Source organism: Micromonospora sp. NBC_01638 (assembly GCF_045209745.1).
Taxonomy (GTDB): Bacteria; Actinomycetota; Actinomycetes; order Mycobacteriales; family Micromonosporaceae; genus Micromonospora.
On record NZ_CP109273.1, the window covers coordinates 499,313 to 524,586 of the forward strand.

At 72.3% G+C, this 25,274-nt stretch carries 26 protein-coding genes; 15 read left to right on the forward strand and 11 right to left on the reverse strand.

The annotated features are described in order from the left end of the window. Positions 1-190: 190 nt before the first annotated feature. The 6 genes from OG811_RS02185 to OG811_RS02210 are packed head-to-tail and all read left to right on the forward strand — an operon-like array spanning position 191 to position 5,417. Positions 191-679 (forward strand): YbaK/EbsC family protein, encoded by a 489-nt coding sequence (locus tag OG811_RS02185; RefSeq protein ID WP_406071724.1) that lies wholly within the window; start codon positions 191-193, stop codon positions 677-679. Continuing rightward, positions 676-1,413: a monooxygenase gene (locus tag OG811_RS02190; protein WP_406071725.1), complete on the forward strand. Its 738-nt coding sequence runs from the start codon at positions 676-678 to the stop codon at positions 1,411-1,413. Before OG811_RS02185 ends, OG811_RS02190 begins: the two co-directional genes overlap by 4 nt. Further along, positions 1,410-1,961, forward strand: a complete 552-nt coding sequence (locus OG811_RS02195) for a GNAT family N-acetyltransferase (RefSeq protein WP_406071727.1) — start codon at positions 1,410-1,412, stop codon at positions 1,959-1,961. Before OG811_RS02190 ends, OG811_RS02195 begins: the two co-directional genes overlap by 4 nt. Then, the gene (locus OG811_RS02200; RefSeq protein WP_406071728.1) at positions 1,958-2,794 is read left to right on the forward strand and encodes a carotenoid biosynthesis protein; all 837 of its coding nucleotides are present in this window, start codon (positions 1,958-1,960) and stop codon (positions 2,792-2,794) included. Before OG811_RS02195 ends, OG811_RS02200 begins: the two co-directional genes overlap by 4 nt. Then, the gene (locus OG811_RS02205) at positions 2,791-3,918 is read left to right on the forward strand and encodes a glycosyltransferase (RefSeq protein WP_406071730.1); all 1,128 of its coding nucleotides are present in this window, start codon (positions 2,791-2,793) and stop codon (positions 3,916-3,918) included. The genes OG811_RS02200 and OG811_RS02205 overlap by 4 nt, the downstream gene beginning before the upstream one ends. An 11-nt stretch (positions 3,919-3,929) precedes the next feature. Then, positions 3,930-5,417 (forward strand): phytoene desaturase family protein, encoded by a 1,488-nt coding sequence (locus tag OG811_RS02210; protein ID WP_406071731.1) that lies wholly within the window; start codon positions 3,930-3,932, stop codon positions 5,415-5,417. Between the two features lie 27 nt (positions 5,418-5,444). Here OG811_RS02210 and OG811_RS02215 read toward each other — a convergent pair whose 3' ends face one another. Further along, positions 5,445-6,134: a CDP-alcohol phosphatidyltransferase family protein gene (locus OG811_RS02215; RefSeq protein ID WP_406071733.1), complete on the reverse strand. Its 690-nt coding sequence runs from the start codon at positions 6,132-6,134 to the stop codon at positions 5,445-5,447. 44 nt (positions 6,135-6,178) lie between these two features. Continuing rightward, positions 6,179-7,096, reverse strand: a complete 918-nt coding sequence (gene metF, locus OG811_RS02220; RefSeq protein ID WP_406071735.1) for a methylenetetrahydrofolate reductase [NAD(P)H] — start codon at positions 7,094-7,096, stop codon at positions 6,179-6,181. Positions 7,097-7,345: 249 nt separating this feature from the next. Between metF and OG811_RS02225 the strand changes: the two genes are divergently transcribed. Together OG811_RS02225 and OG811_RS02230 are read left to right on the forward strand one after the other, a co-directional pair. Further along, positions 7,346-7,735 carry a helix-turn-helix domain-containing protein gene (locus OG811_RS02225; protein ID WP_406071737.1) on the forward strand — a complete coding sequence of 130 codons (390 nt, stop codon included), beginning with the start codon at positions 7,346-7,348 and terminating at the stop codon, positions 7,733-7,735. Positions 7,736-7,744: 9 nt separating this feature from the next. After that, entirely contained in the window at positions 7,745-8,827 is a 1,083-nt protein-coding gene (locus OG811_RS02230; protein ID WP_406071739.1) for a polyprenyl synthetase family protein, read from the forward strand. A gap of 147 nt (positions 8,828-8,974) precedes the next feature. Here the strand turns inward: OG811_RS02230 and OG811_RS02235 are convergent, their stop codons facing one another. After that, positions 8,975-9,364, reverse strand: coding sequence for an Rv2175c family DNA-binding protein (locus OG811_RS02235; protein WP_406071740.1), 390 nt, complete (start codon positions 9,362-9,364; stop codon positions 8,975-8,977). Positions 9,365-9,552: 188 nt separating this feature from the next. On the opposite strand from OG811_RS02235, the gene pknB reads away from it, so the two are divergent. The 3 genes from pknB (at position 9,553) to OG811_RS02250 (ending at position 14,108) form a co-directional block, all read left to right on the forward strand. After that, entirely contained in the window at positions 9,553-11,541 is a 1,989-nt protein-coding gene (gene pknB / locus OG811_RS02240; protein WP_406071742.1) for a Stk1 family PASTA domain-containing Ser/Thr kinase, read from the forward strand. Continuing rightward, positions 11,541-12,413, forward strand: a complete 873-nt coding sequence (locus tag OG811_RS02245) for a deoxyribonuclease IV (RefSeq protein ID WP_406075456.1) — start codon at positions 11,541-11,543, stop codon at positions 12,411-12,413. Before pknB ends, OG811_RS02245 begins: the two co-directional genes overlap by 1 nt. A gap of 468 nt (positions 12,414-12,881) precedes the next feature. Next, the gene (locus OG811_RS02250; RefSeq protein WP_406071743.1) at positions 12,882-14,108 is read left to right on the forward strand and encodes an IS110 family transposase; all 1,227 of its coding nucleotides are present in this window, start codon (positions 12,882-12,884) and stop codon (positions 14,106-14,108) included. 86 nt (positions 14,109-14,194) lie between these two features. Here the strand turns inward: OG811_RS02250 and OG811_RS02255 are convergent, their stop codons facing one another. The 4 genes from OG811_RS02255 to OG811_RS02270 form a co-directional block, all read right to left on the reverse strand. Beyond that, positions 14,195-15,226: a threonine aldolase family protein gene (locus tag OG811_RS02255; protein ID WP_406071745.1), complete on the reverse strand. Its 1,032-nt coding sequence runs from the start codon at positions 15,224-15,226 to the stop codon at positions 14,195-14,197. Between the two features lie 50 nt (positions 15,227-15,276). After that, positions 15,277-16,683 (reverse strand): class II 3-deoxy-7-phosphoheptulonate synthase, encoded by a 1,407-nt coding sequence (locus tag OG811_RS02260; protein ID WP_406071747.1) that lies wholly within the window; start codon positions 16,681-16,683, stop codon positions 15,277-15,279. 88 nt (positions 16,684-16,771) lie between these two features. Next, positions 16,772-17,278 (reverse strand): hypothetical protein, encoded by a 507-nt coding sequence (locus OG811_RS02265; RefSeq protein WP_406071748.1) that lies wholly within the window; start codon positions 17,276-17,278, stop codon positions 16,772-16,774. A gap of 181 nt (positions 17,279-17,459) precedes the next feature. Further along, a complete protein-coding gene (locus OG811_RS02270; protein ID WP_406071750.1) occupies positions 17,460-19,094 on the reverse strand; it encodes a glycosyl hydrolase family 18 protein in 1,635 nt (544 codons plus the stop codon). 168 nt (positions 19,095-19,262) lie between these two features. Here OG811_RS02270 and OG811_RS02275 point away from each other — a divergent pair, with 168 nt between their 5' ends. Continuing rightward, positions 19,263-19,757 (forward strand): glutathione peroxidase, encoded by a 495-nt coding sequence (locus tag OG811_RS02275; protein ID WP_406071752.1) that lies wholly within the window; start codon positions 19,263-19,265, stop codon positions 19,755-19,757. Between the two features lie 37 nt (positions 19,758-19,794). On the opposite strand, the gene OG811_RS02280 is transcribed toward OG811_RS02275, so the two are convergent. Continuing rightward, positions 19,795-20,010: a hypothetical protein gene (locus OG811_RS02280; RefSeq protein WP_406071753.1), complete on the reverse strand. Its 216-nt coding sequence runs from the start codon at positions 20,008-20,010 to the stop codon at positions 19,795-19,797. Between the two features lie 96 nt (positions 20,011-20,106). Here OG811_RS02280 and OG811_RS02285 point away from each other — a divergent pair, with 96 nt between their 5' ends. From OG811_RS02285 to OG811_RS02295, 3 genes are all read left to right on the forward strand, one after another. Further along, positions 20,107-20,781: an NADPH-dependent F420 reductase gene (locus OG811_RS02285; protein WP_406071755.1), complete on the forward strand. Its 675-nt coding sequence runs from the start codon at positions 20,107-20,109 to the stop codon at positions 20,779-20,781. Positions 20,782-20,945: 164 nt separating this feature from the next. After that, positions 20,946-21,815, forward strand: a complete 870-nt coding sequence (locus tag OG811_RS02290; protein ID WP_406071756.1) for a DUF4397 domain-containing protein — start codon at positions 20,946-20,948, stop codon at positions 21,813-21,815. After that, the gene (locus OG811_RS02295; protein WP_406071758.1) at positions 21,785-22,489 is read left to right on the forward strand and encodes a class F sortase; all 705 of its coding nucleotides are present in this window, start codon (positions 21,785-21,787) and stop codon (positions 22,487-22,489) included. The genes OG811_RS02290 and OG811_RS02295 overlap by 31 nt, the downstream gene beginning before the upstream one ends. A gap of 331 nt (positions 22,490-22,820) precedes the next feature. On the opposite strand, the gene OG811_RS02300 is transcribed toward OG811_RS02295, so the two are convergent. From OG811_RS02300 to OG811_RS02310, 3 genes are all read right to left on the reverse strand, one after another. Further along, positions 22,821-23,171 carry a DUF2203 domain-containing protein gene (locus OG811_RS02300; RefSeq protein WP_357180829.1) on the reverse strand — a complete coding sequence of 117 codons (351 nt, stop codon included), beginning with the start codon at positions 23,169-23,171 and terminating at the stop codon, positions 22,821-22,823. Between the two features lie 46 nt (positions 23,172-23,217). Continuing rightward, positions 23,218-24,036 carry a pyrroline-5-carboxylate reductase gene (gene proC / locus OG811_RS02305; RefSeq protein WP_406071759.1) on the reverse strand — a complete coding sequence of 273 codons (819 nt, stop codon included), beginning with the start codon at positions 24,034-24,036 and terminating at the stop codon, positions 23,218-23,220. A gap of 178 nt (positions 24,037-24,214) precedes the next feature. After that, entirely contained in the window at positions 24,215-25,243 is a 1,029-nt protein-coding gene (locus OG811_RS02310) for a 6-phosphofructokinase (RefSeq protein ID WP_406075457.1), read from the reverse strand. Positions 25,244-25,274 lie beyond the last annotated feature (31 nt).

A 25,274-nucleotide genomic window follows, 5' to 3' on the forward strand; every position in this document is an offset into this window, starting at 1 on the left:
GGAGCTGGCGCCGCGAAACGCCGCGCCCCGGCTGGTTGGAACGGGCGTTCGAGACAATCGAACACTCGTTCTAACTGCTGCTGACAGTACACCTCCCCTCCGACGAAAATGCAACGTGTGACGCGCTGGGCTCGCCGGCCGGGTGAACCTGGGTGAACCGACACCGGCGGACCGGGAAAGAATGACGACCATGCAGCCACACCCGAACGTACGAGCGGTGCAGGACACGCTCACCGCCGCCGGCACGCTCGACGGCGCCGGTGAGCCCAGCACGGTCCGCCTGCTGCCCAACGCGGTGCACACCGCCTCGGCGGCCGCCGAGGCGCTCGGCGTCGAGGTCGGCCAGATCGCCAACTCGCTGATCTTCGACGCGGACGACACGCCGCTGCTCGTGCTCACCTCCGGCGCACACCGGGTCGACACCGCCCGCCTCGCGGCGTCGACCGGGGTCACCCGGCTGCGCCGGGCCACCCCGGAGTTCGTCCGAGCGCACACCGGACAGCCGATCGGCGGGGTCGCCCCGCTCGGGCACCCGCACCCGCTGCGCACCCTGGTGGACACGGCGCTGGCGGCGTACCCCGAGATCTGGGCCGCGGGTGGCGTACCGCAGGCGGTCTTCCCGACCACCTACGCCGAGCTGCTGCGGGTCACCGCCGGCAGCCCAGCCGAGGTGGCGTGAGCACGGCTCCGGAGCTGGTCACGCTGCACGTGTGGCGGACCTCCCGCGGCGCGCTGCCCCGGGCGCTGACCCGGATGGCGGTGGACCCACGCCGGTTGCGCGCCCTCCCGGGCGCCCGGTTCGGCAAGCTGCTGGGCACCGGGACCGGCACCGACTTCGGGCCGAGGGACGCCGACCTGACCCGGTGGGCGGCGCTGACCGTCTGGGACTCCCCCGCCGCGGCGGCCGACTTCGACGACTCGTCGGTCGGGCGCGCCTGGGCAGACATCGCCCGCGCCCAGGTCCGGATCGACCTGCGTCCGCTGACCAGCCGGGGCGAGTGGTCCGGCCAGCGGCCGTTCGGCGACCCGTCGGGCGGCCGGGTCACCGGCCCGGTGCTGGCGCTGACCCGGGCTCGGCTGCGGGCCCGCCGGGCAGCCGCCTTCTGGCGGGCGATCCCCCCGGTGGCCACCGCCCTACGCGACGCGCCCGGGCTGCTGGCCCGGTTCGGGGTCGGGGAGGCGCCGCTGGGTTGGCAGGGCACGGTGAGCGTGTGGCGCGATCCGACGGACCTGGTGGCGTTCGCGTACCGTCACCCGGAGCACCGGGCGGCGATCATGCGAACCCCCACCGCGGGCTGGTACGCCGAGGAGCTGTTCGCCCGGTTCGAGGTGCGCGACGTGGTCGGCGACCGGACGGTGCTCGGGTGGGTCGCCGACGGCGGCCCGGAAACGGTGAAGGGTGGACGGGCATGAGGTTGGTGCGCTGGACGCCGGACGATCTCGTCCGGCGGCTGGACGACGTGGTGGCCGTCTACGGCGAGGCGATGGGATACCGCACCGACCTGCTGGAGGCCCGTCGCGGCTACATCGCCACCCATGTCCGCCGGCCGGGCTTCCGGGCGGTCGCCAGCCTGACCAGTGAGGGTCACCTCGCCGGATTCGGCTACGGCTACCTGGGCGCCTCCGGCCAGTGGTGGCACGACCAGGTGCACCGAGCGTTGGACGCTCCGACCCGTACGCGCTGGCTCACCCACTGCTTCGAGGTGGTCGAGCTGCATGTCCGGCCACCGGCGCAGGGGCACGGCCTGGGCGCCGGCCAGCTGCGCGCGCTGCTCGGCATGGCCGAGGGCGACACCACGCTGCTGTCCACCCCGGAGGCCGACGAACAGACCTCACGGGCCTGGCGGTTGTACCGGCGGTTCGGCTTCGTCGACGTGCTGCGCAACTTCCACTTCCCCGGTGACGAGCGTCCGTTCGGCGTACTCGGTCGGAACCTGCCGCTCGAGCCACCCGCGTCATGACCCGGCGGATCTCCTGGACGCTGCTCGCCGTCCTGGTGCTCGCCCAGATCTGCTACCCGCTCACCACCGGCGCCACCCGGGCCGGGCTCACCGTGGCCACCGTCGTTCTCGGTTGGCTGCTCTCGGTCGGCCACGCGCTGCTCAGCCGGGGTCCGCGCGTCGCGGCGGCGCTGGTCGCGGTGGCCACCGGCGGCGGGTTCGCGATCGAGGCGATCGGGGTGGCCACCGGCGTGCCGTTCGGCAGCTACGACTACTCCGGCGAGCTGGGCCCCAAGCTGGCCGGAGTGCCGCTGATCATTCCGCTGGCCTGGACCTGGATGGCCTGGCCGGCCTGGCTGACGGCGGTCCGGCTGACCGGCGGCAGCGGGTCGCCGGTCGGTCGATGGGTGGGGAGGATCGCGCTGGCCACGGTGGGGCTGGCCGCCTGGGACCTCTTCCTCGATCCACAGATGGTGGCTGAGGGCTACTGGGTCTGGCGGGACGCCACCGGGGCGTTGCCCGGCCTGCCCGGCATCCCGGTCAGCAACTACCTGGGCTGGCTGCTCTTCGCGGTGCTGATGATGAGCGCGCTGCGCCCGCTGGCCGGGCCGACCGCCGAGCACACCGATCGGCGGGACCACCCGATGATCGCGCTCTACCTGTGGACGTACTTCTCCAGCATCCTGGCCCACGCGGTCTTCCTCGACCTGCCCGCCTCGGCGCTCTGGGGCGCCGCCGGCATGTCGGTGACCGCCGTGCCGCTGGCGGTGGCCCTGCTGCGTGCCCGCCGGGCCCGTGACTCCGTCCGGGCGAACCACCAGCCGCACCGCCCCGGCGTCGACGCGACCCGATGACCGTCCTGCTCGCCCTGCTGCTCGCCGTCGCCGCGTTGACCGGGCACACCTGGCTCAACGCCGCCCGCTGGCTGCGCCGGCCCACGGACCAGCCCGACGAGGTCGACGAGCCGGTCGCCGTGCTGCTGCCGCTGCGCGACGAGGCCACCCGGGTCACCGGATGCCTGCGCGCCCTGCTCGCCCAGCGCGGCGTGCCCGGGCTGCGCGTCGTGGTCCTCGACGACGGCTCCACCGACGGCACCGCCGACGTGGTCCGCGCGGTAGCCGGCGACGACCCCCGGGTCACGCTGCTCACCGGGGTCGCCCCGCCGCCGGGCTGGCTGGGCAAGCCGCACGCCTGCTGGCAACTGGCCAACCGGGCCGACCCGGACGCCACCGCGCTGGTCTTCGTCGACGCCGACGTGGTGCTCGCCCCGCACGCCGTGGCCGCGGCCGTCACCGAGCTGCGCGCCGCCCGCGCGACACTGCTGTCGCCGTACCCCCGGATCGTGGTGGCGACGGCGGCCGACCGGCTGGTGCAGCCGCTGCTGCAGTGGCTCTGGCTGACCTTCCTGCCGCTACGCGCGATGGAGCGCTCGCCGCGGCCGTCGCTGGCTGCGGCGGGCGGGCAGTTCCTGGTGGTGGACCGGGCCGGCTACACCGCCGCCGGCGGGCACGCCGCGGTCGCCGACAAGATCCTGGAGGATGTCGAGCTGGCCCGGGCGGTCAAACGGGCCGGTGGGCGGATCGTCCTGGCCGACGGCTCCCGGCTGGCCACCTGCCGGATGTACGACGACTGGCCGCAGCTGCGCGACGGGTACTCGAAGTCGCTCTGGGCGTCGTTCGGGCACCCGGGCGCCGCAGCGGCCGTGCTGGCGTCGCTGCTGCTGCTCTACACCGCCCCGCCGCTGATCGCGCTGGCGGGTGTGGCGGCCGGTGCGCCGGAGGTGGCCGCCGTGGGCCTGGCCGGCTACCTGCTCGGGGTGGCCGGGCGAGTGCTCACCGCACGGGCGACCGGGGGCCGATGGTGGCCCGACGCGCTCGCACACCCCGTGTCGGTCGTGGTCCTCGGTTGGCTGACCCTACGGTCGTACCATCTGCGAAAGCGACGCCGCCTGACCTGGCGGGGCCGCCCGGTCAGCTAGGAGGGCGCGGCATGGCGCGGATCGTGGTCGTCGGCGCCGGGGTCGGTGGCCTCGCCGCCGCCGCCCGGCTGGCCTCCACCGGGCATCAGGTGACCGTCTTCGAGCGGGCCGACACGGTCGGCGGCAAGCTCGGCCGGTACGCGCACGACACCCCGGCCGGGTCGTTCCACTTCGACACCGGGCCGAGCCTGCTCACCCTGCCCGAGGTCTTCCACGACCTGTTCGAGGCCACGGGAGCGAAGCTCGACGAATACCTGGACCTGGTCCCGCTGGACCCGATCGTCCGGCACGTCTTCGGAGACGGCGGGCCGGCGCTTGACTCGTGCGCCGACCCGGTGGAGTTCGCCACCCGGATCGGGGCCGCCTTCGGTGACCGGGCGGCAGCCGACTGGCAGCGGCTGTGGCGCCGGGCCGCGCGCGTGTGGCACGCCTCCTCGCGGGACATCCTGCGTCGTACCGTCGACTCCCCCCGCGACCTCGCGTCGCTGGCCTGGCGCGTCGGCGACCTGGCCGCCATCGCCCCGGGCCGCACCCTGCGCGGGTTGGGCCGCCGGCACCTGTCCGACCCGCGGCTGCGGATGCTGCTGGACCGGTACGCCACCTACACCGGCGCCGACCCACGCCGGGCGCCGGCGGCGCTGGTCGCGGTCCCGTACGCCGAGCTGACCTTCGGCGGCTGGTATCTGCGCGGCGGGTTGGGCACCCTCGCCGACGCGCTGCTGACGCGCTGCCTGGACCTCGGCGTGGTCGTGCAGACCGACGCCACGGTCACCCGGATCGACGCCACCGGCGGTCGCGTGCACGGGGTACGCCTCGCCGGCATCACCGCGCCGGTGCCCGCCGACGTGGTGGTGGCCAACGTGGACGCGCTCACCGTCTACCGTGACCTGCTGCCGCACCCCCGTCGGCTGGCCGGGCTGACCGACCGCAGCCTCGCCGGTTTCGTGCTGCTGCTCGGCGTCTCCGGCGACACCGGGCTGGCCCACCACAACGTCTTCTTCCCGGACGACTACGACGCGGAGTTCGACGCGGTCTTCGGCGATCCCGGGCGCGGCGTACGGGCCCGGCCGGCGGCCGACCCGACGGTGTTCGTCACCGTGGCCGACGACCCGATGGTCCGCCCGGCCGGACATGAGGCGTGGTTCGTGCTGGTCAACGCCCCGCGGCAGGGCACCGCAGCGGGTGCGGTCGACTGGCGACGCCCGGGGCTGGCCGACGCGTACGCCGACCGGATCCTGGACGTGCTGGCGCAGCGCGGCGTGGACGTGCGCGACCGGCTGCTGTTCCGCGAGATCCGCACCCCGGCCGACCTGGACGCGGCGACCGGCGCGCCAGGTGGCTCGATCTACGGCACCGCCGGCGGGCTGCTCCGCCCCGCCAACCGGGGCCCGGCGAACGGGCTGTGGCTGGTGGGCGGCTCCACCCACCCGGGCGGCGGGTTGCCGATGGTGACCCTCTCCGCGCAGATCGTCGCCGACGAGATCGGCCCCGCCTGGTAAGACGGGCCGCTCAGCAGGACGGGCCGCTCAGCCGGCGTCGATCAGGGCGCGCCGGATGCTGGAGAGCAGCTGCCCCAGGCCGAAACCGGCCAGCAGCACCCACACCGCGGTCGCCATGGTGATGGTGCCGGCGGCCAGGTCCGGCTCGATCAGCCCGGCCAACCCGGCGACCAGCAACCCGACCAGCGCCACCGAGACCCGGGTGGGGCGTTCACCCACGGTCACCGCGCCGATGTCGCGCATGCCGGCGGCGACCGCCCGGGCTCGGACGTACTCGTGCAGCCAGGACAGCGCGCCACCCGCGACGACCAGCACCCCCGGCGCGCCCACCAGCCAGAACGCCAGCAACCACGCCACCTCACCGAGCCGGTCGGCGACCGAGTCGTAGACGTAGCCGAGCCGGGTGGTGCGGCCGGTGACGACCGCCACCGCACCGTCCACGCTGTCCGCCACAGCGGCGAGCAGCACGAACAGCGCACCGAGAAACGGTCCGTTCCCCGGCCGGGTCACCAGCAACGGTACGCAGAAGCAGAGCAGCACCCCGGCCACGGTGACCGCGGTGGGGCTGACCCGCAGCCGGCCCAGCACATACCCGACGTGGTACGCGAACCGCAGCCAGGCGCGCACCACCGGCGCGGCGACCCGGGGGTCGAACCCGCCGTGCAACCGTGCCCACGCCGTGGCGTACTGATCCCAGTTCAGCTGTGTGCCCACCACAGATCAACCGTCATGCCGGGCATCAGGTGTCGCAGGCTCAACGTTCACACCCGCGCGCCGGCCTTCAGGTTCTGCCAGACCTCGCGGGTCGCGGTGGACCGGTTGAGGGTGATGAAGTGGATTCCCGGCACACCCTCGTCCAGCAGTCGGCGGCACATCTCACTGGCCTGCTCGATGCCGAGCAGACGGACGGCCTCCGGGTCGTCGGCGACGCGTTCGAAGCGGGCCGCCAGCGTCGGTGGGAACGGCGCGCCGGACAGCTGCACGGACCGCTCGATGGTGCCGATCTGGGTCACCGGCATCACCCCGGCCAGGATCGGGGTGTCGCAGCCGGCGGCGGCCACCCGGTCACGCAGCCGCAGGTAGTCATCGGCATCGAAGAACATCTGCGTGATCGCGAACTCCGCGCCGGCCCGGCACTTGCGAACGAACTGCGCGGTGTCGCTGGCCACGTCGGGCGAGCGGGGATGCTTGTACGGGAAAGCCGCCACGCCGACGCTGAAGTCCCCGGCGTCGCGCACCAGGCGGACCAGGTCCTCGGCGTAGTCCACACCATCGGGGTGGCGGATCCACTCACCGCCCGGGTCGCCCGGCGGGTCGCCACGGACGGCCAGCACGTTGCGCACTCCCACCCCGGCGAGCCGGCCGACCACGTGCCGCAGCTCGGCGACGGAGTGGTTGACCGCGGTCAGGTGGGCCATCGGCAGCAGGGTGGTGTCGGTGGCGATCCGCTCGGTCACCGCCACGGTGGTGTCCCGGGTCGAGCCGCCAGCGCCATACGTGATCGACACGAACGACGGGCGCAGCGACTCCAGCTCGCGGATGGCCTGCCAGAGCAGCCGCTCCCCCGCCTCGGTCTTGGGCGGAAAGAACTCGAACGAGAAGCTCGGCTGGCGCTCACGGATGAGCTCCCCGATCGCCGGCTGCGGGTTGGGGAGTACCGAGGGGAGACCGAGCGCCACGACCCGACTCTAGCGGGCAACGCCACCATGGCCCAGACGCTTCCCACCGCGGCGGCCGATGTCGCCCTGCGCGCCCCCGGCCCGGCGGGCGGAAAGTCGTCGTACCCCCGGGGTAGGAATGGGTGGCGTGGGAGGGGCGGCGGGGGCGGCCCGGGGTCCCGCGCGGGGGTCAGCAACCGGGCGGTGACGCCGGTCCCGTCCGGTCGGGCGGGTAGGTCGTCACCCCACCGACGCCCGCCAGGAGGACCCATGACCCCGCCCACATCGCCACGCCCAACGCAGCTCGGGCCGCTGCTGGCCCGGCGCCGGCTGGCCCGTGGCTGGAGCCAGCAGCGCGCCGCCGCCGAGTTGTGTGCCGCCGCCGGGGTGCCGACGCTGAGCCGGCACGAGGTGTCCCGGTGGGAACGACAGCGACGCGTGCCCGGCGGGTTCTGGCTCGGCTGGCTCGCCGTCGTCCTGGACGTGCCGCTGGTGGCGCTCGCCGAGGCCGCCGCGGCCACCTGTCGGGCCGGCTCGACGCGAGCCACCGGACCGGGCCGCGTCCCGGTGGCCGGCACCCGACCGGTTGGGCGAACCGGTCCCGGCCGCACCGGTGGGACTCCGCATGGCGGTAGCGCGCGGGCCTCGGCGACCAGCTAGCGTCGAGGCGTGACCCACGCTGCTCCTGTGTCTCCCGTCGACCGTGCCGACCTGCGGCAGCGGATCGACAAGGCCCTTACCGAGTTCCTGACCGGCCAACGGGTCCGGCTCGCCGCCGTGGATGACGCCCTGATCCCGGTGGCCGAGGCGATCGAGGCATTCGTGCTCGGCGGCGGCAAGCGGCTGCGTCCGGCATTCGCGTACTGGGGGTTCCGGGGCGCCGGTGGGGTGGACGGCGACCAGGTGCTCACGGCCCTGGCCGCGCTGGAGTTCGTACAGGCCAGTGCCCTGATCCACGACGACCTGATGGACCGCTCCGACACCCGCCGCGGCGAGCCCGCGGTGCACCGGCGGTTCGCCACGCGGCACCGGAAGGCCGGCTGGGGCGGTGACCCGGACGGCTTTGGCGACGCCGCGGCCATCCTGCTCGGCGACCTCTGCCTGGTCTGGTCCGACGAGCTGCTGCACTCCTCGGGGCTGGACCTGTGGTCGTTGGCCCGGGCCCGGCCGGTCTTCGACGAGATGCGCACCGAGGTTACCGTCGGGCAGTACCTCGACGTGCTGACGCAGGTCACCGGCGACACCTCGGTGGAACGGGCCAGCAAGGTCGCCCGGTACAAGTCCGCGAAGTACACCGTCGAGCGTCCGATGCTGCTCGGCGCCGCGCTGGCCGACGCGACGGCCGACGTGCGGACGGCCTACTCGGCGTACGGGCTGCCGCTGGGCGAGGCGTTCCAACTCCGCGACGACGTGCTGGGGGTCTTCGGTGACCCGGCGCTGACCGGTAAGCCGGCCGGGGACGACCTGCGCGAGGGCAAGCGCACCTACCTGGTGGCGGCGGCCGTGGAGGCCACCGACGACGCGGGCCGCGAGCTGCTGCTCGGCCGGCTCGGCGACCCGGAGCTAGACGAACAGGGGGTGACCCGACTGCGCGAGCTGATCTCCGCGAGCGGGGCGCTGGCCCGCACCGAGCAGCGGATCGTCACGCTCACCGACGCCGCCCTGGCGGCACTGACCGCCGTCGACCTCGACACCGAGGCCCGCCAGGCCCTGGTAGACCTGGCCATAGCCGCAACCCGCCGAGCCGACTAACCACCCCACCCCACCCACCCCATCCCGACCTTGTTGATCATGAAGTTAGCGGCGCGACACGCCGGTGCGGACGCCGCCAACTTCATGATCACCGGGAGCCAGGGACCCGCCGGGGGGCCGGGGGTTGGGGGTTGGGGTGGGGGTGGGTTAGAAGCCCAGGGCTTGGGCTCGGCGCTTTACCTCTCGGGCCTGGTCGCCGGACAGGGCGGCGGCTGGGGTGGCGCCGGGAAGGGTGTCATCCGGCTCGTAGAGCCAGCGCAGGGCAGCCTCGTCGTCGTAGCCGTTGTCGGCGAGCAGGTTGAGCACGCCGGGCAGGTGCTTGAGCACGGTCTGGTTGGCAACCAGGTCCACCGGGATCCGGCGGATGCCGTCGCGGCGGACCGCCAGCAACTCCCGGTCACGGATCATCTGGTGCACCTTGCTGATCGACACGTCGAGGCGCTCGGCGACGTCGGGCAGGGCCAGCCAGCCGGCCGGGTCGGTGGGTCCGGCGGGCTCCAGGCCGGGCGCGGCCTGGTCGGGTACGGGTTCGGTCACCCGACCACCCTGCCACGCCGCCACCGCGACGAGCCACCGGCACCCCGGACGATCGATCGCGGCCCACTCTCGTGATCGCCGCTGACCAGCGGAAGAGGGGCGGCGGGCGCGGCGGGACGGACCAATTCAGCGTACGGCTGTAGCATCCTGTTCAACCTTCACCCCTTGGACACATAGACTCCCTGCCGATGGACACACAGGTCGCCGACACGCTGCTGGGCTCACTGATCGACGGGCGCTACCGCATTCGCGGTCGCGTGGCCCGTGGTGGCATGGCGACCGTGTACACCGCCACCGACGAACGCCTTGAGCGCACCGTCGCTGTCAAGATCATCCACCCGACCCAGGCGCCCGAGGCCCGGGCCCGGATCGCCAACTTCGTGGCTCGGTTCACCGACGAGGCGAAAACCATCGCCCGGCTGACCCATCCGAACGTGGTGGCGGTCTACGACCAGGGCACGCACGCCGGTCTGCCGTACCTGGTGATGGAGTACGTCCGTGGCCGCACGCTGCGCGACGTGCTCGCCGAGCGACGCCGGCTCAACCCGGACGAGGCGCTGGCCATCGCCGAGCAGATGCTCGCCGCGATCGCCGCCGCGCACCGGGCCGGTCTCGTGCACCGCGACGTCAAGCCGGAAAACGTCCTTGTCGCCGAGGCGCCCACCGGTGGCGTCGCCAACCTGGTCGACAGCGTCGTCAAGGTGGCCGACTTCGGGCTGGCCCGGGCGGTCGAGGCGAGCGCCGACGAGGAGCAGGGCAACCAACTGATGGCCACCGTGGCGTACGTCGCCCCGGAACTGGTCACCGAGGGCCGTGCCGACCCGCGCACCGACGTCTACTCAGCCGGCATCGTGCTGTTCGAGATGCTCACCGGCCGTGTGCCGTACGACGGGGACCGCCCGGTGGACGTCGCCTGGCAGCACGTCGACCGGGACGTGCCGGCGCCCTCGACGCTGGTGCCCGGCCTGCCGCCGGTCCTCGACGACCTGGTGCAGCGGGCCACTCGGCGCAATCCCGGCGCGCGGCCCGCCGACGCCGGCGCACTGCTGGCCGAGGTGCAGGTGGCCCGGGATCGCCTGGGCGACGACAACACCCGTACCGCGGTGCTCCGCCCGGTGACCGACGACGCACCGCTCTCCCAGCCGACCATGGTCGTCGCGACGGTTCGCCCGCCCAACCGTCCGGCCTGGGCGCGGCTGCCCGAGGGGGGCAGCAGTCAGGGGCAGGGTCGGCGTCGGGCCGCTCCGGAGGCAGCGGAGGGCCTGGGGTCCCGGCTCGCCGCGCTGCGCACCACGATGCTGGGCAACTCGCGCAATCGACTGGCCGTCGCGGCCGTGGTGGTGGCGCTGGGCCTGGTGGCCGCCGTCGGCGGTTGGTGGTTCGGCGTCGGCCGTTACACGGACGCTCCGCAGCTGGTGAGCCTGAACAAGGCCGAGGCGCAGGCGCAGGCCGACCGCGCCGGGCTCATCCTGGAGTACGGTGAGCCGCGCTTCGATGAGAAGGCCCCGAAGGACAGCGTGCTGGGGCAGAGTCCGACGTCCGCCACCAAGATCGTCAAGGGTGGCACGATCACCCTGACCCTCTCCCTCGGCCCGGAGCGTTTCCCCGTGCCGGACGTGATCGGCAAGGAGTTCGAGCTCGCCGAAGCAGACCTGGTCAACGCGAAGCTGGTGGTGGCCAAGGGGGCCGCCCGCTACGACGACAGCCTGCCGGCCGGGGTCGTGGTGGACAGCTCCCCCAAGGTGGGCACCGAGGTCAAACGGGGTGCGAAGATCACTCTCATTCTGAGCCGGGGTCGGGCGCCGGTGACGGTGCCGAACCTGGTCGGCAAGAGCCTGGCCGAGGCCCAAGCCACCCTGGCCCAGCTCAACCTGGTGCCGGTGGAGACCTACAAGGACTCCGACAAGCCCAGGGACGAGATCCTCGGCCAGAGCCCGGCCGACGGCGCCGGCGTGGAGAAGGGCACCCAGGTCAAGCTGGACGTCAGCAAGGGCCCACCGCTGACCGTCGTGCCCCGGGTGATCGACCTGCCCTGCCAGCAGGCCAAGCAACTGTTGGAGAGCCAGGGCTTCCCGGTGACGATTGCGATCAACCCGAACGCCGTGGTCCGGATCCAGGTCCCGGGCGAGAATTCGCAGGTGCCGCCGGGCACCCAGGTCGCCATCACGTGCTTCTGATGCCGGCGGTCAACTCGCGGCCGGTTGGCGCGCACACTCCGACCTCCGGCGGGCTGGCGAAAGCCGCCCTGCCGTACGCCGACGCGACCGGTGCCCAGGTGGTGCAGGTCTACGTCTCCAACTCGCGGGGCTGGGCGCTGCCCAGCGGTGATCCCGTGCAGGACGCCCTGTTCCGTGACGGCTGCGCCGAGCGCGGCATTCCGGCGTTCATCCACGCCTCGCTGCTGGTCAACCTCGGCTCGCCCACTCCGGCCACGGTCGAAAAGTCGGCGCAGACGCTGGCGCACGCGCTGCGCCGCGGCGTGGCGATCGGCGCGCAGGCGGTGGTGTTCCACGCGGGCAGCTCGGTGGACGAGGGGCACGCCGAAGCGGCGATGCGACAGGTCCGCCAGGAGTTGCTGCCGCTGCTCGACTGGGCCGCCGACGCCGGCGGACCAATGCTGCTGGTCGAGCCGAGCGCGGGCGGTGGCCGGTCACTCGCCTCCCGGGTGGAGCAGCTCGGGCCCTACCTGGACGCGGTGGACCGGCACCCCATGCTCGGAGTCTGTTTCGACACCTGCCACGCCTGGGCGGCCGGCCACGACCTGGCGGCCGAGGACGGCATGACGGCGACCCTGGACACCCTGGTCGCCACGGTAGGTGCGGACCGGCTGCGGCTCATCCACGCCAACGACTCGAAGGATCCGTGCGGCTCCACCCGGGACCGGCACGAGAACATCGGCAAGGGCGCCATCGGCGAGCCCGCCTTCGCCGAGCTGATGACCCACCCCGCCACCGCCGGCGTCCCGGTGGTCGTGGAAACCCCGAGCGAAGAGCGCCTAGGCCACGCCGCCGACATCACCACCCTCACCCGCCTGACGCCGCCCTCCTAACTCGGAAGTAGACCTACTTCCTCCCGATTAGGGCCGCTTCGCGGAGCGAAGCAGCAAGGACTAACCCCCCTGCCTAACCGCCCCCCTCATCGCGTCGATCTAGGGAAAATCGTCGTGTCTGGAGATCGACTAGCGACGATTTTCCCTAGATCGACGGGGGCTGGGGGAGGGGGGAGGGGCGGGCGGCGGGGGTGGGGGTTAGTCCCTGTCGCCTCTGGCGAGGTGGCCCGTTCCGGGCTGAAAATTGTGTCGGTCGCCCGCTGACGTCGTATCTCCTTGGTCCGTACGAGGTCGTGGGTTAGTCGGACGCTGGTAGCCGCGTTATGGGCCCTTCGCTGTTGCTGCGAGCACGCGAGTTAGATTCACCCGTTCTGTGGCTGCCGCGGGCGACCGCCCTGATGTTCGCGCTGGTGGGGAGGGGTTCGGTTGCTGGAACAGGCCCAGGACGAAGAGCAGATCATCACGCGTGTGGCTGGGTTGGATATCGGTAAGGCGTCGTTGGTGTGTTGCGCGCGGGTGCCGGACGAGGCCCATCCGGGTCGGCGGTTGCAGGAGGTGCGGACCTACCCGACGATGACCCGCTCGCTGACCGGGCTGGCCGAACGGCTGGCCGCTCTCGGCGTGACCCGGGTGGTGATGGAGGCGACCAGTGACTACTGGAAGCCGGTGTTCTACCTCCTCGAGGCGCACGGCTTCGAGGTGTGGTTGGTCAACGCCCGCGACGTGAAGCATCTGCCGGGCCGGCCGAAGACCGACAAGCTGGACGCGGTGTGGTTGTGCAAGGTCGCCGAGCGGCAGATGATCCGGCCGAGTTTCGTGCCGCCCGCGCCGATCCGGATGCTGCGGGATCTGACCCGTTACCGGGTTGATCTGATCGCCGAGGCCGGGGCGGAACGTAACCGGGCGGAGAAGCTCCTGGAGGACGCGCAGATCAAGCTGTCGGTCGTGGTCAGCGACCTGTTCGGCACGTCCGGGCGGGCGATGATGGCCGCGCTGATCGGCGGGCAACGTGACCCGCACACTCTGGCCGAGTTGGCCCGGTCCAGCCTGCGCCGCAAGATCCCCGCCTTGCAGGAAGCGTTGACCGGTCATTTCACGGATCATCACGCGTTCCTGCTGGGCAAGATGATCGCCCGGGTCGAACAGGTCGAGGCCGACATCCGCGACGTCGACGCCCGGATCGAGGCGCAACTGGCCCCTTTCACCCCGGCGGCGGCCCGGCTGCTTGACATCCCCGGGATCGGCCCGGCCGCCGCTGCCACGATCATCGCCGAGATCGGCGTCGACATGACCCGCTTCCCGACCCCGGCCCACCTCGCTGGCTGGGCCAAGTTCGCCCCCGGCGTCAAGGAATCCGCTGGCCGGCGCAAAGGCAACGGCTCGACCGGACACGGCAACCGTTACCTCGCCCGCGTCCTCGGCCAGATCGCCGTCTCCGCCGCCCGCACCAACACGTTCCTCGGCGAACGCTACCGACGCATCGCCCGAAGACGCGGCGCCAAACGCGCGATCGTCGCGGTCGGCCGCTCGACCCTGACGATCATCTGGCACCTGCTGTCCGACCCCGAAGCCCACTTCCATGACCTCGGCGCCGATTTCTACCTCAGCCGCACCGACACCGAACGCCGCAAACGCAACCACATCCACCAACTCGAAGCCCTCGGCTACCGCGTCACCCTCGACCTCGCCGCATAACCACCACCCACCCAGCAAGAACCCATCCCGCTCCGCTTCGCTACGCGGGATGCTGCCGCGCGTCTACGTACGGTTCGATTTTCGAGTTAGGCGGCGAGGATGCGGGATAGGGCTGTGGTGGCGCGGTCGATGTCTGCGTCGTTGAGGCCCAGGTGGGTGACCAGGCGGGCGGTACGGGGGCCGAGCACCGAGATCAGTACGCCCTCGGCCCGCGCGGCGGCGGCCAGAGCACGCGCGTCCAGGGCGTGCTTGGTGAGGTCCAGCGCGACCAGGTTGGTGCGGACCGTGGTGGCCAGCACGCCGAACGGCGCGACCACCTCGGCGAGCCGGGCCGCCCGGGCGTGGTCGTCAGCCAGCCGGTCGACGTGGTGCGCGAGCGCGTACCGGCCGGCGGCGGCGAGGATGCCGGCCTGACGCATGCCGCCGCCCATCCGCTTGCGGATCAGCCGAGCCCGTTCGATGTTCTCCGCGCTGCCCAGCACCAGCGAGCCGACCGGCGCGCCGAGGCCCTTGGAGAGGCACACCGACAGCGTGTCGAAGAGCCGCCCGTACTCGATCAGGGGCACCCCGTCCGCGACGTGCGCGTGCCAGATCCGGGCGCCGTCGCAGTGCAGCGCGACGCCCGCGTCGTCGGCGACCCCGCGCAGCTCCCGCAGGGTGGCCAGCGGAATCACCCCGCCGCCGCCGCGATTGTGGGTCTGCTCGACGGCGATCGCACGGGTGGGGACGGCGAAGTAGCCGTCCGGTCGGATCATCCCGGCCACCGTCTCCGGGTCGATGTCCGCACCAACCGCAGGCCAGGTCCGCGAGGAAATCCCGCCGTACGCGGCTGCGGCACCGATCTCGTACGTGACCACGTGCGCGTCGGCGTCGCAGAGCAACTCGTCGCCAGGCGACACCAGCAGTTGCAGGGCGATCTGGTTGGCCATCGACCCGCTCGGGGCGAACAGCGCCGCCTCGTGCCCGAACAGCGCGGCGACCTCGGCCTCCAGCGCGTTGACGGTCGGGTCCTCGCCGTAGACGTCGTCACCGACCTCGGCGGTGGCCATCGCCTCCCGCATCCCGGTGGTGGGTCGGGTCACCGTGTCGGACCGCAGGTCCACGAACAGGTCAGCCACAATCATCCTTTCCACTGCCGGCTGCGGGGCTCGCAAGCTCACTCCTCGCGTCAGCCACGGAGCATCTCGGCTACGAGGAAAGCCAACTCCAACGACTGCTGGGTGTTCAATCGCGGGTCGCAGGCGGTTTCGTACCGGTCGGGCAGGTCGAGGTCCTCGATGCCCTGGGCGCCGCCGAGGCATTCGGTGACGTCCTCGCCGGTCAACTCGACGTGCAGGCCACCGGGGTGGGTGTCCAGCCCTCGGTGCACCTCGAAGTAGCCGAGCACCTCGTCGACGATGCGGTCGAAGTGCCGGGTCTTGTAGCCGTTGGACGACTCGTGCGTGTTGCCGTGCATCGGATCGCACTGCCAGACCACCTTGGCGCCGGCGGCGGTGACCTTGGCGACGATCGGCGGCAGGGCGTCGCGCACCCGGTGGTTACCCATCCGGCTGATCAGGGTGAGCCGGCCGGGGATGTTGTCCGGGTTGAGCTTCTCGCACAGCTCGATCGCCTCGTCCGGGGAGGTGGTCGGGCCGAGCTTGACGCCGATCGGGTTGGCGATCCGGGAGATGAAGTCGATGTGCGCGCCGCTGATCTGCCGGGTGCGCTCGCCGATCCAGAGGAAGTGCCCGGAGAGCCCGTACGCCCGACGGTCGGAGACCCGGGTGAGCGCCCGGTCGTATTCCAGGGCGAGGGCCTCGTGGGAGCAGTAGAGCGTGACGGTACGCAGCGCCTCGTCGTCGGTCATCCCGCAGGCCCGGATGAAGGCCAGCGCCCGGTCGATCTCCCGGGCGATCGCCTCGTAGCGCTCCCCCGCCGGGGAGTTCTTCACGAAGCCCTTGTTCCAGTCGTGCACGGCGTGCAGGTCGGCGAGCCCGCCGGCGAGGTACGCCCGGAGCATGTTCATCGCCGCCGCCGAGTTGGCGTACGCCCGGATCATGCGCTGCGGGTCGGCGACCCGGGCGGCCGGGTCGGCCTCCAACGAGTTGATCATGTCGCCCCGGTATGCGGGCAGGCCGCGCGCGTCGGTGGGCAGTGAGCGGGGCTTCGTGTACTGCCCGGCGACCCGGGCAACCTTGACCACCGGCAGCGACGCGCCGTAGGTGAGCACGATCGCCATCTGGAGCAGGGTGCGGGCGTTGGCCAGCAGGTGACTCTCGGTGTTGTCGACGAACGTCTCGGCGCAGTCACCGCCCTGGAGCAGGAACGCCTTGCCCTCGCAGACCAGGGCGAGCTTCTGCCGGAGCTGGTCCACCTCGTAGGGCGCGACGACCGACGGCACGGTGTCGAGGACCTTGCAGACCGCGGCGACGGCCGCCGGGTCGGACCACGGCGGGATCTGCTCGCGGGGCAGCTCCCGCCATCGGTCCAGGCCGAGCGCGGCGTCCTCGGCGGAGTCGACGGTCGGTCGGCTGGTCTGCAGGCCCGGGCTGCTCACCGCGGGATGGCTCAGCTGATGCCACTCATGGCGCATGACAGAAAGCGTACGGCGACCGCGGGGGTGCCCGGGCGGCGAGGGGGACGGTTCCGGTAGATGGGAGACCAGTCCCGGTGGGCGGAGTTCAGGAAGCGGGCGAGGGGACGGCGTCGCCCGGCGACGGGCTGGCGGGCGGGGCGTCGCCCGGCGCTTCCCCGGCGATGCACCAGTCGCCGCCGTCGCGGGTGACGGTGAACACCAGCGGCCGGGTGGCCTTGCGCTTGCCGGCGGTGACCGACACCGAGACGCTGACCTCCTGGCCGCGCGGGCCGGACCGGACGTCGGTGATGGCCGCCTCGGGCACCTCGAAGTGATCGGCGAAGTCGCCGTTGGGGCCGGTCGCGCCCAGGTCGAAGCCCTCGTGCAGCAGCGCGCAGAGCTGGCTGCGGCCGGCGGCCACGTCCTTGGCGGTCATCGCGTCGAGGTACGCCTGGACGCGCTCGCGGGACCGGGTGGCAGCCTCCTCGGCGGGGGCCCGCTCGGGCTTGGCGGCCGTGTCGTCGTCGTCGCCGATCCCGCACCCGACCAGGGCGACCGGCAGCAGCACTAGCCCGGCGGCGGTCGCCGCCAGCCTGCGATGGGTCGGGCGCATGACCACCTCCGTCGACGGTGAGATCGAGACGTGCCGAGCCGCGAGTCTGCCACATCGCGCTGGCCTCACCCAACGACGGCGGCCCGGCCGACGCTGGGCGTCGACCGGGCCGGTGTTGTCACGGGCGGGGAGGGACGGTGCGGCCCCTCCCCGCCGTGTGGGTGATGCGTCGGCCCTCGGCTCAGCCGAGACCGCCCTTGATGGCGCCAATGAGCTCGCCGTTGCCGGTGTCACCGGAGAGCTCCCAGAAGAACGCGCCACCGAGGCCCTGGTTGTTCGCGTACGTCATCTTGCCGTTGATGGTCGACGGGGTGTCGTAGCTCCACCAGTTGCTGCCGCACTTGGCGTACGCGGTGCCGCCGACCGTCCCGGTGGCCGGGCAGGTGTTCTTGAGGACCTTGTAGTCCTCGATGCCCGCCTCGTAGGTGCCCGGTGCCGCGCCGGTGGCGCTGCCGCCCGGGGCGGCCTGGGTGACCCCGGTCCAGCCCCGACCGTAGAAGCCGATGCCGAGCAGCAGCTTGTTGGCCGGTACGCCCTTGCTCTTGAGCTTCTGGATCGCCGCGTCCGAGTTGAAGCCCTGCTGCGGAATGCCGGTGTACGAGGTGAGCGGCGAGTGCGGTGCCGTCGGGCCCTGTGCGGCGAAGGCGCCGAAGTAGTCGTAGGTCATCGGCATCAGCCAGTTGAGGTTGCCGATGGCCCCGGCGTAGTCGGTGGCGTCGATCTTGCCGCCGTTACTGCCGTCCGCGGTGATCGCGGCGGTGACCAGGGCGTTGGAGCCGAACTTGGTCCGCAGCGCGCCGATCACGTTCTTGAACGCGTTCGGGCCGCTGGTGTCACAGCTCAGGCCGCAGGCGTTCGGGTATTCCCAGTCGACGTCGATGCCGTCGAAGACGTCCGCCCAGCGCGGGTCCTCGACCAGGTTGTAGCAGCTCTCGGCGAAGGCGGCCGGGTTCTGCGCGGCCTGGGTGAAGCCGCCGGACCAGGTCCAACCGCCGAACGACCAGATCACCTTGAGGTGCGGGTTCATCTTCTTGAGCTTGCGCAGCTGGTTGAAGCTGCCCCGCAGCGGCTGGTCCCAGGTGTCGGCGACGCCGTCCACGCTGTCCGCCGCCGTGTACGCCTTCTCGTAGTCGGCGTAGCTGTCGCCGATGGAGCAGCGGCCACCGGTGGTGTTGCCGAAGGCGTACAGGATGTGGGTCAGCTTGGCGGCGGAGCCGCTGGTCTGGATGTTCTTGACGTGGTAGTTGCGGGCGTAGACGCCCCACTCGGCGAAGTAGCCGACGACCTTCTTGCCACCCGGGTTCGGCGGGTTGGTGGTCGGCGGTGGCGTGGTGGGCGGGGTGGTGGTGGGTGGCGTCGTGGTCGGCGGGGTGGTGGTCGGCGGCGGGGTCGTGGTCGGCGGGCTGGTCGGGGTGCCGCCGCCGCAGGGTGCGCCGTTGACGGTGCAGTTCAACGGTGCCTTGAAGGCGCCCGTGCCGTTGTAACCCCAGCTGAACGAGGCACCCGGGGCGAGCCCGCCGGCCCAGCTCTTCTTCACCGCGACCCAGTGGTTGCCGCTGCTGGTCACGTCGGCGTCCCAGGCGCTGCTGATGGCGGTGCCCGAGGGCAGGTCGAACTCGATGCGCCAGGTGTTGATGGTGGCGCTCGACCCGTTGGTGACGGTCACCTTCGTTTCGTGACCGGTCCCCCAGTCCTGCACCTTGGTGAACGTGGTGGTGACTGTGCCGGCGCCGAACGCGGTGGTCATCGGCACCGCTGCGACGGTCACGGCGACCACGGCACCGGCCCAGAGGGCCCGGCGGAGCGATCTTTTCATAAGGCGTCTCCCGAACTGTTAGGAAACTTTCCAAAAGGGATGGTGAGACGGTACTCACAGCGTCATCACTTCGTCAAGATGTCCATGTTTCGATTTCTCCTGGTGCATGTAGTGCGCCAGGCCCGCCCGCCCCCGAAACCCCGCCCCACCGGCGCGTAGCCTCGGTCCATGACCGTCTTCGACATCCCGATCGGCGCCCTCAACGGCGGCCCTGCCGAGCTGGCCCGCTACCGCGGCAAGGCGCTGCTGGTCGTCAACGTGGCTTCCCGCTGCGGCCTCACACCCCAGTACGCCGGCCTCCAGGCGCTCGCGGACACCTACGCCGACCGGGGCCTGGTGGTGCTCGGCGTCCCCTGCAACCAGTTCGCTGGACAGGAGCCAGGCAGCGCCGCCGAGATCAGCGACTTCTGCCAGGTCAACTACGGGGTGACCTTCCCGCTGACCGAGAAAATCGACGTCAACGGCCCCGAGCGACACCCGCTCTACACCACGCTGGTGGACGCCCCGGACGCCGACGGGCACACCGGGGACGTCCGGTGGAACTTCGAGAAGTTCCTGGTGACCCCGGACGGCACGGTCGCCGCGCGCTTCGCCCCGACGGTCGAGCCCGCCGCCGACGAACTGCGCATCGCCATCGAGAAGGCACTCCCCACCACCGCCTGACGTTCACCCCCGAGTCGTGTTGATCAAGAGATTTGCGTCAGCTGAAGCCCGTTTCCGACGCAAGCCTCTTGATCGACAGGTCACCGTGATCGGCGAGGGCCCGGACGAACCGCCCGTCACCGGAGAGTGGCACGTCGCCGGAGAGCCGATCGACGACCAGCGTGCGCAGTACGTTGTGCAGGACCGGCTCGCGACACAGCCAGGCGTCGGCGCCGGCGGCGAAGGCCGCGAGATCCTCGGCGAGGCAGCGCATGCCACCAGTCTTCGTACACGGCCGACGCCCCGGCAACCGGAATAACCCATCGCGCCGGTCGGGAATGGTCGCGGATGGACGGAGTTGGGAACGAGCATGACAATTGTGGGACTGATCGGCAGTGGCAACATCGGCGGCACGTTGGCCCGACTGGCAGTGGATGCCGGCTACGACGTGGTGCTGAGCAACTCGCGCGGCCCGGAGACGCTGAAGGACCTCGTCGACGAGTTGGGCGGGCACGCCAGCGCCGGCACGGCACAGGACGCGGCGGCAGTCGGCGATCTGGTGGTGGTCACTGTGCCGCTGAAGGCGTACCGCGCGGTGCCCGCGGAGCCGCTGGCCGGCAAGGTCGTCATCGACACCAACAACTACTACCCACAGCGTGACGGGACCTTCCCCGAGCTGGACTCCAACGAGACCACCAGCAGTGAGCTGCTGCAGCGGCACCTGCCGGGCGCCCGGGTGGTCAAGGTCTTCAACAACATCTACTTCAAGCACCTGGCCGCGCTCCCCCGGCCGTCCGGCGCGGCCGACCGCAGCGCCCTCGCGATCGCGGGCGACGACGCCGCCGCGAAGGCCGAGGTGACGGCCTTCCTGGACCGGATCGGCTACGACGCGGTCGACGTCGGGTCGCTGGCCGAGGGGTGGCGCTACCAGCCGGACACCCCGGCGTACGGCACGCCCTACTCCGCCGACCCGACCAACTGGGAGCACCCGGCCCAGGGCGACGCCGAGAAGGTACGCGCCGCCCTGGCCGCCGCGACCCGCTGAGCAACGCCGCCGCCCTCCCACGGGTGAGGGCGCAACGCGAGGGCAGTGCGGCGGGGCCGGGCGGCCACAAAAACATCGCCTTGGCAACTTGCGTTGCAGTCCCATACACGGGACCCTGTTCTCTGGGTTGCCGCCCGCTCACCGAACGTGCTTCCGGAGGCGACATGCACACGCTCCGTACCGCGCCCCGCCGGCTGCTGGCCGGCTCCGGCGCGCTCCTGCTCACCACCGCCCTCGCCGCCGCCGGCGCCCCGGTTCCGGCCAGTGCCGCGACCGGCGCGGACACCGTCGGATACGTCCGGCTCGCCCACCTGTCCCCGGACACCCCGGCCGTCGACGTCTATCTGGTCGCGCCGGACTCCGCGAAGCCGAGGGTCTTCCCCGGGGTCGGCTACGGCGTGGTCTCCGACTACCTGGAACTGGCACCCGGCCGGTACGCGGTGGCGATGCGCGAGGCCGGCGCTCCCGCCAGCGATCCCCCGGTGCTCACCACCGAGGTCGCGGTGACCAGCGGCGACGCGTACACGGTTGCCGGTGTCGGCCGGTACGCAGACCTGGGGCTGCGGGTGCTCAACGATGACCTCAGCACGCCCACGCGGGGCCGCGCCAAGGTGCGTGTCGTGCAGGCGTCCGTGCGTACCCCGGTGCTCGACGTGGCTGCCGCCGACGGCCCGATGATCGCCGACGGCGTGCAGTTCGCGACGACGACCGAATACCAGGAGGTCGAGCCGGGCAGCTGGCGGCTGCGGCTGACGGGCGCTGGCGGGCCGAGCACCGACGCCGAGGTGCGACTCAGCGGCGGCGCCGTCTATTCACTGCTGGTGCTCGACGCGAAGCAGGGCGGGCTCACCGCCGAGCTGCGCCGCGACGCCGAGGGCGGCACCGTCGTGCCCGCCGGCGGGGTGGACACCGGCGCTGGCGGCACCGCGAGGGCCGGGCTCGGCGCGTACCCCCTGGTGGCCGGCGGGTTGGCTGCGGCGGCCGTCGCGGTGACCCTGCTGATGTGGCACCGACGACGGCGCACCACCTGGTGAACACCGGGCCCGACCCGTCGATCCGACGGCACCGCGACCGCCGGGTGCCGCTGGCCGCGCTGGTCGCGGCAGGCGCGGCGGTCTGCCTGGCCGCCGGCACCGGGGTCGGGCTCGCCACCACCGGCGCCGCGCCGCCGATGGCGAGCTGGCACCCCGGCTGCGCCGACGACTGCCCGTCGACGGCCGCCGCGCCCGCGTCACAGGATCCACCCACGCGGGTACGCGTACCGCGTATCGACCTCGACTCCACGCTCACCATGCTGGGCCTGGACCGCGCCGGTGCGCTGATCCCGCCGACCGACTTCGACACCGCTGGCTGGTACGGCGGTGGCCCGGCCCCCGGCGACACCGGTCCGGCCGTGCTCGCCGGGCACCTGGACTCGCGGCGCGGTCCGGCGGTCTTCGCCCGGCTCGGTGAGCTTCGGCCCGGCGACCGGGTTGAGGTGTGGCGCGGCGGACAGCGGTTGTCGTTCCGGGTGACCGGTTCGCTGCGTACCCGCAAGGATCAGTTCCCGACAGCCGTGGTCTACGGGCCGACGCCCGGCGCGGAGCTGCGCCTGGTCACCTGCGGTGGCGAGTTCGACCGGCGGAGCGGGCACTACCGGGACAACGTGGTGGTTTTCGCGGTGACCGAGGCGGCCCGCCCGGCGCTGCCAGAGTCCGCCGCGGGCTGAGCCGCCAGTCTGGCCCGCGGCACCGTCCCCGGCCCGCTCGCCGGTCCAGCCCGCTCACCGGTCCAGCCCGCTCACCGGTCCAGCCCGCTCACCGGTCCAGCCCGCAGCGCTCTCGCGGCCTGATCAACTCGGGTCCGGCCCGCTCACCGGTCCGGCACGCAGTGCTCTCGCGGCCTGATCAACTGGGGTTCAAAATGTCGGGGTGTCCAGCTCGCCGGATGCCCCGGTTTCCGGGATCGCGAGTGGATCATCGACTGAGCCTGGCGATCCCATGCCAGCACCGGCGTCAGGGTGGGCGGCGTCAGAGTGGGCGGCGTCAGGGTGGGCGGCGTCAGAGCGGGCGGCGGCCGGCGAAGCCGCACTCGGCCCGGTGGTACCAGCGCACGTCGGAGTCGCCTTCCAGCCAGCACCAGAGCACGGCGCGGCCGGCCCGCTCGCCGGGAAAGTCGAGCAGCACCGGAGCGATGCCCTTGACCTGGATGTCGTGCTGGTGCAGCTCATCGACGACGGCATGCAGCCGGGCCTCCAGCGCCTTCACCTCGGCCAGCCCGCCGAGCGCGCTCACCCCGTGGTCGGCCAGGTCGGCGCGCAGCTCGGCCAGGTCGGCCCGGACCCGGATCAGCTCGTCGATGCGCGGCTGCAGGGTGGCCACCAGGTGCCGGGCCTGGGCGAGTGTGAACACCGGGCCAGTATGCGGCACGCACGGCCCCGCGAAGCGCCCGGAACGCTCAGTCGGCCTGGGCCGCCAGCTCGCGGGCGCGATCCCGGGCAGCCTCCAGTGCGGCGAGCAGCGCCGCCCGTACGCCGTGCTTCTCCAGCTCACGGATCGCGGAGATGGTGGTGCCGGCCGGCGAGGTGACCGCCTCGCGCAGCTTGACCGGGTGCTCGCCGGAGTCGCGCAGCATCACCGCGGAACCGATCGCGGTCTGCACGATCAGCTCGTGGGCCACCTGCCGGGGTAGCCCGAGCAGGATCCCAGCGTCGATCATGGCCTCGACCAGCAGGTAGAAGTAGGCCGGGCCGGAGCCGGAGAGCGCGGTGACCGCGTCCTGTTGTGACTCGGGCACCCGGATCGTCTGACCGAGGGGCTTGAACATCTCCTCGGCCAACGCCAGGTGCGCCCCGGTGGCGTACGCGCCTGCCGAGATCGCGGTCATCGCCTCGTCGACCAACGCCGGGGTGTTGGTCATCACCCGGACCACGGGGGTGCCATCGGGCAGCCGGCGGCTGAAGAAACTGGTGGGCAGACCGGCGCAGAGCGAAATGACGAGCTTGTCGGCCGGCACCTTGGGGCCGATCTCGTCGAGCAGCGCGGCGGCGTCCTGCGGTTTCACGGAGACCGCGAGCACCGCCGCCTCGTCCACCGCCGTCAGGTTGTCGACCACCCGTACGCCGTAGCGGGCGGTCAACTCCTCGGCGCGGGCCGGCCGCCGAGCGGTAGCCAGCAACCGATCCACCGGCCACCCCGAGCGCAGCAGCCCGGAAAGCATCAGCTCCCCAATCTTGCCCGCGCCAATAACGGCAACGGTGTGCACCCCAGCTGCCATGTCGCCCGCACCCCTCCCTCACCCCGCCGATCTAGGGCGGATCGTCGTCAGTTGATCTCCAGACACAGCGATACGCCCTAGATCGACGGGCTATGGCGCCGGGGGGCCCCGGGGGGCACCCGGAGGGCGCGGGGGCGGCGCGGCGGCGGGGGGCCGCCGCGCCGCAGGCTGGCGGGGATCAGCTGCCGAAGAAGACCTCGGCTTCGGCGTACCGCTCCAGCGGCACGGTCTTCAGCTCGCGGGTGGCATCGGCCAGCGGCACCCGGACGATGTCGGTGCTCTGCATCGCGACCATCTTGCCCCAGTCGCCGTCGTTGACGGCGTCGATGGCATGCAGGCCCAGGCGGGTGGCGAGCACCCGGTCGAAGGCGGTCGGGGTGCCACCGCGCTGGATGTGGCCCAGCACCACGGTGCGGGCCTCCTTGCCGGTCTTGGCCTCCAGCTGCTCGGCGAGCCACTGGCCGATGCCGCCGAGGCGGACGTGGCCGAACGAGTCCAACTCCTGGTTGGCGAGGACCATCTGGCCGTCCAGTGGCTGGGCGCCCTCGGCGACCACCACGATCGGGGCGTACTGGTGCTGGAAGCGCTTCTCGACGTAGCCGGCCACCTGCTCGACGTCGAACTGCCGCTCGGGCAGCAGGATCACGTTGGCGCCGCCGGCCAGGCCGGCGTGCAGGGCGATCCAACCGGCGTGCCGGCCCATCACCTCGACGACCAGGGTGCGGTGGTGGCTCTCCGCGGTGGTGTGCAGGCGGTCGATGGCCTCCATCGCGATGTTGACCGCGGTGTCGAAGCCGAAGGTGTAGTCGGTGGCGCCGAGGTCGTTGTCGATCGTCTTCGGCACGCCGATGACGTGCACGCCCAGCTCGTGGAGCTTGGTGGCCACGCCGAGGGTGTCCTCGCCGCCGATCGCGATCAGCGCGTCCACGCCCTGCGCGGCGAGGTTGTCCTTGATCCGCTCGACGCCGTTCTCGATCTTGAACGGGTTGGTCCGGGACGAGCCGAGGATGGTGCCGCCGCGGGGCAGGATGCCACGGACGTCAGCGATGTTCAGGGGTCGGGACAGACCCTCCAGCGGGCCCTTCCAGCCGTCCCGGAAGCCCACGAACTCGTGACCGTACGTGGCGACGCCCTTGCGGACCACCGCCCGGATGACCGCATTGAGACCCGGGCAGTCGCCGCCGCCGGTGAGCACGCCGATACGCATGATCCGCTCATCCTCCTGAAGCATCAGGTAA